We start from the raw sequence: 13738 nt of genomic DNA on the forward strand, positions 1-13738 counted from the left end.
GGCGTGGTCATGAATATTGCGAAGCTTTCAATCGAGCGGCCCATCAACACCTGGCTGATTGTTGTACTTTGTCTGTTTGGGGGTATTTGGGGGTTTAATGCGGTGGGCAAGTTGGAGGATCCATCGTTCACCATTCCCTACGCGATCATCAACACTCCCTACCCTGGCGCCACTGCTGAAGAGGTTGAGGAAGAGGTTACCGAGCGCTTGGAACGCGCCATTCAGGAAATGCCGCAAATAGACGTGCTTGATTCCAAATCGGTGCCCAACCGCTCAGAAATCCAGGTAGAAGTACGCTCTACTTATGGTAGTGACGAACTGCCACAAATCTGGGATGAGTTGCGCCGCAAGGTTAATGATACCCAAGCCGACCTGCCGCAAGGCGCCCAACCTTCTCAGGTCAACGACGACTTCGGTGAAGTATATGGGCTGTTTTATGCCGTCACCGCCGACGGTTTTTCTACCCGTGAGATTCGCGATATTTCAACTTTTCTTCAGCGCGAACTACTGGCGGTACCGGGTGTTGCCCGCGTCACTAGCGCAGGCGAACGCGAAGAGACGATTTATCTCGATATTTCCAATGAGCGGCTAACCACGCTCGGCATTCCCATCGAGCAGGTAATCAATACCATTCAAACCGAAAACGCCGTCGAAGACGCCGGAGTACTGCGGGTGGGTGATCGACAGGTACGCCTTGTCGCGCGCTCGAACATCGACAGTACCGCGCTACTGGAATCGATCCGCATTGGTGCGCCAGGCACAACCGACCAGGTAGCGCTGGCCGATATCGCAACGATTTATCGACAGCCCACTGAAATCCCCGACCAGGTCATCCGTTATAACGGTCAAACCGCGTTTACGCTGGGTATCTCGGGCATCGAAACCGAGAATATCATTGAGGTCGGTGACGCTGTTGAAGCGCGTATGGAGCAGCTGCAAAGCCGTATTCCGCTCGGTGTTGAACTTCACCCGCTTTATGAACAGCACGATGTCGTTAACGACGCCATCAATGACTTTCTGATTAATTTGCTGATGTCGGTGAGTATCGTTATCGGCGTACTGTGCCTGGTCATGGGCTGGCGGATTGGCGTGGTCGTCGGCAGCACGTTGCTGCTGACCGTACTCGGCACGCTGATGTTTATGGCCATTTTCAATATCGAGATGGAGCGCATTTCACTCGGCGCGCTGATTATCGCCATGGGCATGCTGGTGGATAACTCCATCGTGGTGGCAGAAGGCATGGTCACCAATATAAAGCGCGGTATGAAGGCCAAGAAGGCGGCCAGCGCATCCGCACAACGCACTCAGATACCGCTATTAGGTGCCACTATTATCGGCATTATGGCGTTTGCAGGCATTGGCCTTTCCGATGATGTAACCGGTGAGTTCATGTTCTCGCTGTTTATCGTCATTCTGGTGTCGTTAATGTTGAGCTGGCTGCTGGCCCTCATCGTTACCCCGCTGTTCGGCTTCTACCTGCTGCGCAAGAAAGGTGAAGAGGATGAAGAAGAGAATAATCAGGATGACGAAGAGGATTTATACGGCGGCCTGATGTATCGCAGCTACCGCAAGGTGCTCTTGATGGCGCTTAAGCTGCGCATTATTACCGTCGCGGCGCTGGTGGTGATTACTGGAGCCTGCATGTGGGCTTTTACGCTAGTGCCCCAATCCTTCTTCCCTGATTCAAATACACCTATATTCTTTATCAACTACGAGCTGCCTCAAGGCACCGACATTCGCGCCACGCTACGCGATGTCGAAGAGATAGAAGCTTACCTTCTCGAACAGGACGATGTGGTATCGGTGGCAAGTTTTGTGGGCAGTGGGGCAACACGCTTTATGCTGACCTACTCACCCGAGCAGCCCAATACCGCTTACGCACAATTCATCGTGCGTACGGCAGAGCTCGACGCTATCCCCGCGCTGGACCGACAGTTTTACCGCGCTTTAAATGAACACTTCCCTAATGCCCAAATACGTACCCAGCGCCTGCAGTTTGGGCCCGGCGACGGCGCTGATATAGAGGCACGCTTTCAGGGCGCCTCCGCCAGCGTGCTGCGTGGGTTAGCCGCTGAAGCCGAAGCACGTATGGCGGCCAACCCCTTTCTCATTGACGAGCGCACCGATTGGCGCCAACAGGAGCTGATCGTCGCACCAGTGATTAATGAGGAGCGCGCGCGTATTGCTGGCGTCACACGCGATGATATTACTCAGGCACTTCAGTTTGCCACGTCAGGCATTCAAGCGGGCACCTATCGTGAAGGCGAGCATTTGGTGCCTATTGTGGCTCGAGCGCCTCAAGCGGAGCGAGATGACGTGGCGCTGCTGCCTGATCGGCAGGTATGGAGTGAAGCGCAAGAGCAGTTCATCCCCATTACGCAGGTGGTGGATGCCTTTGAGGCGCGCAGTGAAGAGGCCTTGATTCAGCGGCGTAACCGCGTGCGTACACTCACCGTGGGCGCCGAGCCAGGAGCAGGTTACACGGCGGCCCAGGCCTTCGAGGAGATCCGCGCTGAGATTGAAGCCATTCCGCTACCGCCCGGCTATACACTGGAATGGGGCGGCGAGCGCGAAGACTCCGGCGACGCTCAAGCATCACTGGCGCAGCAGCTGCCTATCAGTTTCTTAATCATGGTACTGACGACCATTCTGCTTTTCGGAAAACTCAGACAACCGTTAATTATCTGGCTGGTAGTCCCCATGTCGGTATGCGGTGTTGTTATAGGCCTGCTGGCGACCGGCTTGGCCTTCTCGTTTACTGCCCTGCTCGGCATGTTAAGCCTTTCTGGCATGCTGATGAAAAATGCCATTGTGCTGGTCGATGAAATTGATGAGCAGATTCGTCAGGGTACGGCACGTTTCCAGGCACTGCTTGAGGCCAGCATTAGCCGCCTGCGCCCGGTACTTTTGGCGGCAGGCACCACCATTCTGGGCATGATCCCGCTGCTGACCGATGCGTTCTTCAACAGCATGGCGGTCACTATTATGGGCGGGCTAGCATTCGCTTCGCTTCTCACTCTGGTCGCGGTACCCACGCTTTATGCGCTGTTCTTCAGCATTAAACGGGACGAGGTTGAAAACGAGTAACTATTGAGTGCCCCATCCGCTACGACAGTCGACGTTCGGTACGGGCCAATTGAATTATACTAGGCTTGTGTCTATGAGCCTCTGAGCGGCTTTAGCGCTGCATGGAGGCAAGGAAGCAAAAGACGCAAGACCTTGGATATAGTAATAAAACCAAATGAATAACCTGTTTTATTATTTATTTACTTTAAATAGTATAAAAATATGTAAAATAACTACACAAACCGTGCCGTTTCTATCATGCAGAGGTCATTATGCCGAGCCCAACACCTGCTACGTTAAATCCTACCGTTGCCAAGGTTACTCAACGTATCCGTGAACGTTCTCGGCAGCGGCGTGCGCTCTACGAAGCGCATATGGCGGACCAACATAAGCAAGGCGTCCATCGTGGCGAGCTTTCTTGCGGGAACCTGGCGCACGGCTTTGCCGGCTGCGATGTTCCTGTCGATAAGGGCCGACTCAAGTTAACCAATAGCGCCAACGTGGGCATCGTATCGTCCTATAACGATATGCTTTCCGCTCACCGGCCTTTTGAAGACTACCCTGCGGTTATTAAAGAAGCCGCGCGGGGCATGGGCTCAACCGCCCAGTTCGCAGGCGGCGTACCCGCCATGTGCGACGGCGTGACCCAGGGGCAGCCCGGTATGGAGCTGTCGCTGTTCTCCCGCGACGTGATCGCCATGGCGACGGCGGTCGCACTTTCTCACAACATGTTTGATGCAACGCTGTACCTGGGTATCTGCGATAAAATTGTGCCTGGGCTATTTATTGGCGCTGCACGCTTTGGTCATCTACCGGCCATGTTTGTGCCTGGTGGCCCCATGACCACCGGCCTTCCTAATGACGAAAAAGCCCGCGTTCGCCAGCTTTATGCTGAAGGCAAGGTTGGCCGAGACGAGCTGTTGGAATCCGAATCCCAGTCCTATCATAGCCCCGGCACCTGCACGTTTTACGGTACCGCCAATTCCAACCAGCTAATGATGGAAATGATGGGCCTCCATCTGCCCGGTGCCTCGTTTGTTAACCCTGGCACCCCACTGCGTGAAGCGCTCACCCGCTACGCCACGGAACAGGCCATTCGCAATACCGAACAAAGCGGCAACTACCGCCCGTTCTATAAGCAAATTGATGAGCGAGCGATTGTTAACGCAATTGTCGGCCTACTGGCCTCCGGCGGCTCAACCAACCACACGCTGCACCTGGTGGCCATGGCAGCCGCGGCGGGCATTACCATTAACTGGGATGATTTCACCGAGCTTTCCGCTGTGGTGCCCAGCATGACCCGCATTTATCCCAACGGCCAGGCGGATGTTAACCACTTCCAGGCGGCGGGCGGTATGAGTCTGCTGATTCGTGAATTGCTCCAAGCGGGTCTTATGCATGGCGACATTCCTACCGTTTTTGGTACGGACATGACCGCCTACACGCAAGAGCCTTTCCTTGAAGATGGCAAGCTCACTTGGCGCGAAGGCCCTGAATCCAGCCTCGATTCAGAGGTACTCCGTCCGGTCAGCAATCCTTTCTCGCCAACTGGCGGACTTACCGTACTCGACGGCAATCTGGGCCGCGGCGTGATTAAAATTTCCGCAGTGAAGCAGGCACACCGCATCGTTGAGGCGCCTGTTCAGCTATTTGATGATCAAAACCAGGTAAAAGCGGCGTTTGAATCGGGTCAGTTGGATCGCGATGTCATCGTAGTGGTGCGCTTCCAGGGCCCTAAAGCCAATGGCATGCCCGAACTGCACAAGCTCACGCCGTTTTTAGGCGTGCTACAAGACCGTGGCTTTAAAGTGGCCCTGGTGACCGATGGCCGCATGTCGGGCGCTTCAGGCAAAGTGCCTGCCGCTATCCATGTCACGCCTGAAGCCATTGACCGTGGTCCTCTATCCAAACTGCAGGATGGTGACATTGTGCGCCTGGATGCCGAAACCGGCGAACTTAACGTACTGATGGATGCCGCCACGTTTGATGCCAGACCTTGCGCGCAGGCCAATCTTGAGCAGAACCACTTTGGCATGGGTCGCGAGCTTTTCGGTGGCTTCCGCCACTTGGCCACTAAAGCCGAAGAAGGCGCAGGCGTGTTTGGCGGCTTTGAAGCTGACGTTCTTTCCCGAGAGCTGGAAAAAATAGAGCAGGAGGACCAATGAGCCGACCTGCTCTCATTGGCGATATCGGGGGAACCAACGCCCGCTTTGCGTTGGTCACCCCGGGGGAGAAAACGCCCCAACACATTCTCAACCTACCCTGCTCCGACTACCCGGGGGTGGTGGAAGCCGCCCAGGACTATTTGAGCCAAGTGGGCGCGACCGGCAGTAACGCGCCCACCGAGGCCTGCTTAGCGTTTGCCTGCCCGGTGCATGCCGAGCAGGTCAAAATGACCAACAACCACTGGCAGTTTTTAAAAAGCGAGGTTCAGCAGACGCTGAACCTTTCGCTGTTTAAAGTTATTAATGATTTCACCGCTCAGGCATTGGGCATCCCCCACGTGCCAGATCACGACCTGGTGGAAGTGAAGCCCGGCACGCCTCAAGCACATGCAGCGCGCCTGGTAATTGGCCCGGGCACGGGGCTGGGCGTGGCGGGCGTTTTCCCTGGTCTGCACGCATGGATTCCGCTGCCCACCGAAGGCGGCCATGTTACGTTTGCCCCCACCGATATTCGAGAGCGTGAACTGCTGGATGAGCTACACAAGCACTACCCGCGCGTCAGCGTAGAGCGCCTATTGTGTGGCCAGGGCATTGTTGACCTGTATACGGCTGACTGCGCCCTTGAAGGCATAGCGCCAGCATTTACCACTGCTGCCGAGGTGACTCAGGCTGCCCAGCAGGGTGATGAAATAGCCAGCCGCACGCTGCTGCGGTTTCTAAAAATCCTGGGGGATGTGTGTGGCGACGCAACACTGACGATGGGCGCTCGCGGGGGCGTTTATCTATGTGGCGGTATTGTTCCACGCCTGCTGGACTGGCTGCCCAACAGCGAGCTACATACGGCCTTTATCAATAAAGGGCGTATGCACACCTATAATGCGGATATTCCTATCTGGGTCGTCACTCACCCATGGACAGGCCTGCTAGGCGCTGCCGAAGCGCTACATAACGAAGAAGTGTTTTAACGCGCAGGGCGGCAGCAACCTCAAAAACAACAAGGACAACCCATGATTTCTGTTATTGCGTTTGGCGAAGCGCTGGTGGATATGCTTTCAAGCCGCTTAGGCGATGCTAACGACCGCCAGGAAACCTTTACTCCTTACGCTGGCGGTGCGCCCGCGAATGTTGCCGTCGCTTGTGCTCGACTGGGGGTGCCTAGTCACTTTTTAGGTATGGTCGGCGATGACACATTCGGCCATTTTTTGATTCGGGAACTGAATAGCCACGGTGTTAATACCGATGGCGTTATGCGGACTAAAATGGCCCGTACGGCACTCGCGTTTGTCTCCCGAGATGCCCTCGGCGAACGCACCTTTGACTTCTACCGCCCACCGGCCGCTGACCTGCTCTATCGCATTCACCATTTGCCCCAAGGAGTATTTGAAACGCCAGCCATCGTGCATCTGTGCAGCAATAGCCTAACCGACCCTGACATTGCCGAAACCACCCTCGCCTTGGCAAACATGGCCAAGCAGTCTGGCTGTCTGGTGAGCGTTGACGCCAATCTGCGACATAATTTATGGGCAGATGCCGCCGCCGATATTGGCCTGGTGATGCAGCTTTTAGATACTGCCGAGCTGCTCAAGATATCGCTTGAGGAGCTGGATTACCTGCGCGGCGAGCAGTCTCAGGACACCTGGCTTAACCAGCGTTTGGCCGCAGGCGTCAACGTCATTTTGATTACTGACGGCCCTAACGATGTGGTGCTTAAAAGTGCTGCCATGGCACAGCACATTGCGCCGCCCAGTGTACAAGCGGTGGACACCACAGCAGGTGGCGATGCGTTTATTGGTGGCCTACTGGCAGAGCTTTCTCGCCACGGCATTGCCCCAGGTTGGCACGAGGATAACGCCTTCTTAAGCGCTGCCGTGGAGACTGCCTGCCGCTGCGGGGCTCATGCCGTTACTCGGCCTGGCGCGTACGCCGCGCTACCCACTCAGGATGATATTGCCGCACTACGGGCGCGTTAAAAGCAGTTTCCAAGACTCGTCCTTTTAAAACGGTACTTTAAAAACAGTCCTTTTAAAAAGGCCCCCCTAAAACCAACTTTCGTCTGGTTGTTAAAATGTCTGACATTTAATAAGCTCACGCGATTACAGTCATTCATAGAGACATCCCATGACGCTGGATACCCTGCCCGCCCACCATGGTGGCGCTGAACACTTGGCACGCTTACTGGCCAGGGCGCTATTAACCGGCCACTGGCAGCCCGGTGACGTTTTTCCCAAGGAGCTGGATATCGGCAAGCACTTTGCCGTCAGCCGCAATCAGGTACGCAATGCATTGGCAAGCCTAACGGCCGCCGGGCTTATAGAGCGCACGGCGGGCCGGGGCACGCTGGTTCGTGAAATGAGTGAATGGCACCTGCTTGACCCATTGATGAGCGAATGGATGACAGGGCTCGTCAACCTGGACCCTCAGCTCGTGCGCGCAATTTACGCTTTTCGATTCTCAGCAGAGCCCACGGTTGCGAGATTGGCGGCCCAAGCGGCCACCGGTGATGACATTACACAGCTGGAAGCAGCGTTTGAAGGCATGCGCTGTTCGGCAGGCACCCCTGACGCGCGTGCCCAGCACATTGAGTTCGATGTTGCCTTTCACGATGTGATCTACCAAGCGACGCATAACCTGGTGTGGCGGCAAATGGGCCATTTATTACGCCCTTCAATCATGGCGCTGGTATATCGCTCGCAACACGATATTAAAACGCTCGACGACAGTTTGACCCGGCACCGCCACGTACTGGATGCGATTAAAGCCGGCGACATTAACGCGGCCGACACCGCTGCGCGCGAGGTATTGCGGCGCACCGCTATCGATCTGGGCATCGTCTAGCTGGGCTGAAACCAACTTCTGCAGTAACGCTTGCCGTACCCACTCGGCTAACCGTGAGGATTATATCGTATGAAAATTACGCGTCTTAAAACATGGCAAGTCCCTCCCCGCTGGCTGTTTCTTAAAATCGAAACCGATGAAGGCTGTTATGGCTGGGGCGAGCCGGTCATCGAAGGCCGTGCCGCAACGGTAGAAGCGGCTGTTCATGAACTTTCCGACTACCTGATTGGCCAGGACCCTCATCGGATCGAACACCTTTGGAACACGCTCTATCGTGCCGGGTTTTATCGCGGCGGCCCCATTTTGATGAGCGCTATTGCGGGTATTGACCAGGCACTGTGGGACCTTAAAGGGCGTGATTTGGGTGTTCCCGTTCACCAACTCTTGGGGGGAGCGGTGCGCGATAAAATGCGCATGTATGCCTGGACCGGGGGCGACCGCCCAAGCGATGTGGGCGCCGGTGCCAAGGCGCTGGTCGAAAAAGGCTTTACCGCGTTCAAGATGAACGGCACGCCCGAAATGCAAATCGTCGACTCTCATCGCAAGGTCGATGAAGCCGTGGCCCGAGTGCGTGAGGCGCGCGAGGCCGTTGGGCCGGATGTGGGTATCGGTATCGACTTTCATGGCCGCGTCCATCGTCCCATGGCCAAAGCATTACTGCGTGAGCTTGAGCCTTACCATCCCATGTTTGTTGAAGAGCCCGTTGCACCGGAACACTTGCCTTGCTTGAAAGATATTGCGGGCGGGTTGAGCTACCCCTTGGCGACCGGCGAACGCTTACATACCCGCTTTCAGTTCCGCGATCTGCTGGCCGATGGCATGATCGACATTATCCAGCCGGATATTTCCCACTGTGGCGGCATTAGCGAAGGGCTGAAAATCGCCACCCTCGCCTCTGCCTACGATGTGGCGCTGGCGCCCCACTGCCCGCTTGGGCCGTTAACCCTGGCCGCCTCACTTCAGCTGGATGCTGTCTGCCATAACGCCTTCATTCAAGAACAAAGCATGGGGATTCACTACAACCAGGGCAATGACGTGCTGGACTACCTAGTAGACAAAACAGCCCTAAGTATCACCGACGGTTTTTGCGCTATCCCCCAAGGCCCCGGCCTGGGTGTAGAAATTGATGAAGCCTATGTTGAAGAGCGCGCAAAAACAGGCCACCGCTGGCGCAACCCGGTATGGACGCACGATGACGGCTCTATCGCTGAGTGGTAAGCCCTGCCTTCTAAATCGTGGAGAACCTTATTCGTGGAGATATCGTCACATGCGTACCGATTCTGATGCGTTACCGCAAACGCTCGCCTGGATCGCGGTGGACTGGGGCTCAAGCAACCTGCGTGCTTGGGGGCTCGATAAGCAACACCAGGTGATCGCCAACGCCAGCAGCGATAAGGGCATGCTTTCGCTCACGCCGGATGAATACGAGGCTGAATTGTTGCGCCTGGTGGGCGATTGGCTACCTGCCAACGGCCACATAGCGGCAATGGTGTGCGGCATGGCAGGCGCTCGACAAGGCTGGCTGGAAGCCGCTTACCTGCCGGTGCCTATCTCGCTTGACCAGCTTAGCCACGGCGCGGTGATGCCTAGGCTGGTTGGTGGCCAGCTGCGTGTGCATCTGCTGCCCGGCCTGAGCCAAACCCACAGCGCGGCTCAGCATTTTGATGTCATGCGCGGAGAAGAGACCCAGCTTGCTGGCCTGGCGGCCGAAGCGCCCGATTTTTCAGGTCGGGTCTGCCTGCCGGGCACCCACTCCAAATGGGCGAGCATTGAGTCAGGCGTGGTAACACAGTTCACCACCTATCTAACAGGCGAGCTTTATCAGCTACTGGCGAATCAGTCGGTTCTAAAGCACTCCATTGGCAGCGATGCGCTAAACGAGCCCGCCTGCCGTGATGCGTTCATCGCCGCCGTCAGCGAGATAAACGCGGCCCCAGAGACGTTTAGCAGCCGCCTGTTCGGCCTGCGGGCGCAGGATTTACTGGATAGCCGCCTGCCCATGGGTAACACCCGGGCAAGCGTGCTCTCGGCACGGCTTTCTGGCCTTGCGATTGGCCTTGAGCTAGCGGGCGCCTGCCCATCATTATCTACCGATGAAACGGTTACCTTGATTGGTAATCCAGCGCTTTGTCATCGTTACCATTTGGCCCTTAACGCGCTCGGCTTTCAGACCCATCACGTTGAGGGCGACACTGCCGTACTGGCAGGTCTTCGACTCGCCCACCAGGCGCTAACAAATAATGCAGAGAGAGCTCTATGACGTTACCCCTGATCGGAATTTTGCGAGGCGTAACGCCCGATGACGTTATCGACGTTGCTGATGCGGTGCTTAACGCAGGCATCACCCAGATTGAAGTGCCGCTTAACTCGCCGAAGCCGCTAGAGAGCATTCGCCGCTTAGTTAACGCCTTTGGCGAGCAGGCGGTCATTGGCGCGGGCACCGTGCTTACCCCCGCACAAGTGCGAGACGTTCATGCCGCTGGTGGGCGTTTAATTGTCTCGCCTAATTGTCGTCCCAGCGTGATTGAAGAAACGCACCGTCTTGAGATGGCGAGCTGGCCAGGCATTGTTACCCCTTCCGAAGCATTCGATGCACTTGACGCTGGCGCGACAGGGCTTAAGCTTTTTCCTGCCGTCCAGGTCGGGCTGGAAGGTATGAAAGCCGTACGCGCCGTACTGCCTGAAGACACTCGTTTGTACGCCGTAGGCGGTGTTGGCATCGATAATTTCGCCGCTTGGCGAGCAGCCGGGGTAGATGGTGCTGGCCTGGGCAGCGCACTTTATAAACCCGGGCAAAACGCCAAGGCGGTTGCCCAGCAGGCGGTTGCGTTAGTTAACGCCTGGAAAAAAGCCGGAGAAGAATAATGTCATTACCCACATGGCAGGCAACTGTCGCAGTAGATAGTGGTTGCCTGCTTGGAGAAGGCCCGCAGTGGCAAGCCAGCAGCGGACGGCTTTACTGGTGCGATATTATTGGCAAGCGCTTGCACTGGCTCTCTCACACCAGCCAGCAGCATGATCATGTAGCGCTAGACGATATGGTTTCTCTGGCCGCGCCGCTTGAGGATGGCCGCCTGCTACTAGTGGGTGAGCGCTCATTGAGCCACTTCGACCCTGAAAGCGGCAACATTACCCACTTTGCCGATGTTGAAGCCGATAACCCTGTTACGCGCAGCAATGACGCACGTGTGGACAGGCATGGCAGCCTGTGGTTTTCAAGTATGGGAAAACAGGCTGAGCACCAGGCGGGCAGCCTCTACCGACTGCATCGCGGCAAGCTAAGCCAGCTGCGTACCGGGCTTAGCATTCCTAATGCGCTGTGCTTTTCACCCGATGGCACCACCGCTTACTTTACGGATACACCAACCGGCGTTGTGATGCGCTGGGCGCTGGATGACCAAGGCTGGCCGCTCGGAGAACCCGAGCCTTTTGCGGATTTTTCCGGTCATATTGGCAGCCCCGACGGCGCCGTGATGGATAACCAGGGCTGCCTATGGCTAGCGCTTTGGGGTGCTGGTGAGGTTGTGCGCTTAAACGCTGACGGTGAGATTATTGGCCGAGTGCATCTATCAGCCAGCCAACCCTCTTGCCCGGTGTTTGCAGGCCCAGAGCTTAAAACGCTGTATATCACGACGGCTCAAGAGGGTTTCACTTCAGAGCAGCTTGCTAAAGAGCCGAACGCTGGCGCGCTATTTTCCGTGCAAATCGACATAGCCGGGCTCGCCGAACCGCCGCTACGGCTTGCATAAACCCAACAATAGCCGCTAAAACGACAAGGCCCCGCTAGTTGATACTAACGGGGCCTTTCTGTTACTGGCTATTGATGACAGCGCTATTGCTAACAGGGCTAGCTTTCAGCGCCTAATCGACAATTATCCAGCAAAGCTTATATAAATAATGATCACTAAAATGATCAGCGCGACACCTGAGGGTAGTGCACCTTTCCAGGGCGTTAAATCAACACCGCCGACATGCTCCTGCACCCAGTCCGTTTCGCGCGGACGTAGCTTGCCAACAATCAGCATCATCACCACTAACAAGGCAAACACCAATGCGACGAAGTGGAACTCATTCATAATCTCAGGCAAGAGATTAAATGGCGGCACAAAGTAACCAGCAGCGATCAATAAACAGCCGCCCACCAGCGCTATTTTGGCGGCCATGGGAGGTACCCGTTTGGTCAGTAGCCCCACCAACACAACAGCCAGAATAGGAATAAAGTAAATGGCGTTCATCTTCTGCAGGTAGCCGAATAGACTATCCTGCCCGGCCAGCAGTGGCGCGATAATCATGGTAATAATCGCCATGATCCAACCAAAGATCTTGCCCGATTTAACAACCTCCTGCTCAGTAGCGTCTTTATTCAGCACGCCTTTATAAATACCCAGGCTGAAAATGGTGGTGGTACTGTTAAGCGCGGAGTTAAACGAGGACAGAATCGCCCCGACCATAACCGCCGCAAAGAAACCCGTTAAATAAGGCGGTAGAACGTTAAACACCAAGTGCCCATAGGCTTCATCAGCCTGCACACCCTGATCAGCATACAGGTTATAGGCAATAATACCTGGTAACACGAGATACAGCGGGCCAAGCAGTTTAAAAAGCCCTGTCAGCAGCACACCCTTTTGGCCTTCGGCCAGGTTTTTGGCGGCAAGCGTTCGCTGGATAATCTGCTGATTCGTGCTCCAATAAAACAAGTTAATCAGAAAGACCCCGGTAAACAGCGTGAAGAACGGCACCTGCTGCTCTGAGCCACCAATCGAGTTGAGCTTATCCGGGTCGCTCTGCTTAAGAATGCTCCAGCCTTCCATGATGCCCGTACCGCCACTCACCGCTTGAAGGCCAAAATAGACGACCACAAAACCGCCCAATACCGTTCAGCGTGTCGGAAACGGCAACCGTACGTAGCCCGCCAAATAGGGCATAGATCGCACCGATAATGCCCACAATCCATACGGTTAGCCAAAGCAGTGTGCTTGATGACTGAATACCGGTTAGCCCTTGCAGGTCCAGCATCCCCTGCAAGCCAATCGCACCAGAATAGAGAATGATCGGCAGCAAAATAACGGCATAGGCAATAAGGAAAATAACGTTGGTAATCAGCTGGGTGCCTTTATCAAAGCGGATTTCCAGCAATTGCGGCAGTGTAGTAATACCGCTTTTTAAAAAGCGCGGCAGGAAAAACAGCGCCAGCGCGACCAACGCGATAACTGCAACGACTTCCCATGCCATAACGCTTAGCCCATCGGCAAACGCAGCCCCGTTTAGGCCTACCATCTGCTCAGTGGAGAGGTTGGTCATTAGCAACGAACCCGCAATCAGCGGGAAGGTCAGCGAGCGCCCTGCCAGGAAATAACCAGTGGTACTGGAGTGATCATCCCGGCGTGTGATACGCCACGTAATAAAAGCGACCAGCCCTGTAAAAAACAGGAAAGACGCCAGGGTCAGCATATGCATGTTGGCTTGCTCCATTATTTAGTCATCGTGTTGTACATGCGCAGTGCGAATAAATGTCTGACATATCTCCGTAGAGATTCTAACGGAGCGGTGGATTAACGTTTATCCCCCTTTGGTCTTACCTAACGTGTTATTTTGATCGAGTAGGAAGGGGAGTCGCCTCCCCTGTCCTCTCACACCACCGGGCATACGGTTCCGTACCACGGCGGTTCATG

The 13738-nt window shown here is 55.5% G+C and carries 9 protein-coding genes and 1 pseudogene; 9 read left to right on the forward strand and 1 reads right to left on the reverse strand.

What is annotated here, in order from left to right:
- Positions 1–9: 9 nt before the first annotated feature.
- From INT20_RS14590 to INT20_RS14630, 9 genes are all read left to right on the forward strand, one after another.
- Entirely contained in the window at positions 10–3087 is a 3078-nt protein-coding gene (locus INT20_RS14590) for an efflux RND transporter permease subunit (RefSeq protein ID WP_193055079.1), read from the forward strand.
- 251 nt (positions 3088–3338) lie between these two features.
- The gene (gene edd, locus INT20_RS14595; protein ID WP_193055080.1) at positions 3339–5231 is read left to right on the forward strand and encodes a phosphogluconate dehydratase; all 1893 of its coding nucleotides are present in this window, start codon (positions 3339–3341) and stop codon (positions 5229–5231) included.
- Entirely contained in the window at positions 5228–6196 is a 969-nt protein-coding gene (glk, locus tag INT20_RS14600; protein ID WP_193055081.1) for a glucokinase, read from the forward strand. Before edd ends, glk begins: the two co-directional genes overlap by 4 nt.
- 42 nt (positions 6197–6238) lie before the next feature.
- A complete protein-coding gene (locus INT20_RS14605) occupies positions 6239–7201 on the forward strand; it encodes a carbohydrate kinase family protein (RefSeq protein ID WP_193055082.1) in 963 nt (320 codons plus the stop codon).
- A 148-nt stretch (positions 7202–7349) separates the two neighbouring features.
- Positions 7350–8066 carry a FadR/GntR family transcriptional regulator gene (locus INT20_RS14610; RefSeq protein ID WP_193055083.1) on the forward strand — a complete coding sequence of 239 codons (717 nt, stop codon included), beginning with the start codon at positions 7350–7352 and terminating at the stop codon, positions 8064–8066.
- A gap of 69 nt (positions 8067–8135) precedes the next feature.
- Positions 8136–9284: a galactonate dehydratase gene (gene dgoD / locus INT20_RS14615; protein ID WP_193055084.1), complete on the forward strand. Its 1149-nt coding sequence runs from the start codon at positions 8136–8138 to the stop codon at positions 9282–9284.
- 49 nt (positions 9285–9333) lie between these two features.
- A complete protein-coding gene (locus INT20_RS14620; RefSeq protein WP_193055085.1) occupies positions 9334–10326 on the forward strand; it encodes a 2-dehydro-3-deoxygalactonokinase in 993 nt (330 codons plus the stop codon).
- Entirely contained in the window at positions 10323–10931 is a 609-nt protein-coding gene (locus INT20_RS14625) for a 2-dehydro-3-deoxy-6-phosphogalactonate aldolase (protein ID WP_193055086.1), read from the forward strand. The genes INT20_RS14620 and INT20_RS14625 overlap by 4 nt, the downstream gene beginning before the upstream one ends.
- Positions 10931–11815 (forward strand): SMP-30/gluconolactonase/LRE family protein, encoded by an 885-nt coding sequence (locus tag INT20_RS14630; protein WP_193055087.1) that lies wholly within the window; start codon positions 10931–10933, stop codon positions 11813–11815. The genes INT20_RS14625 and INT20_RS14630 overlap by 1 nt, the downstream gene beginning before the upstream one ends.
- 123 nt (positions 11816–11938) lie before the next feature.
- Here the strand turns inward: INT20_RS14630 and INT20_RS14635 are convergent.
- Positions 11939–13523 (reverse strand): annotated as a pseudogene (locus INT20_RS14635) (solute:sodium symporter family transporter).
- Between the last annotated feature and the right edge of the window lie 215 nt (positions 13524–13738).

The organism is Halomonas citrativorans (assembly GCF_014898005.1).
Lineage (GTDB): Bacteria > Pseudomonadota > Gammaproteobacteria > Pseudomonadales > Halomonadaceae > Vreelandella > Vreelandella citrativorans.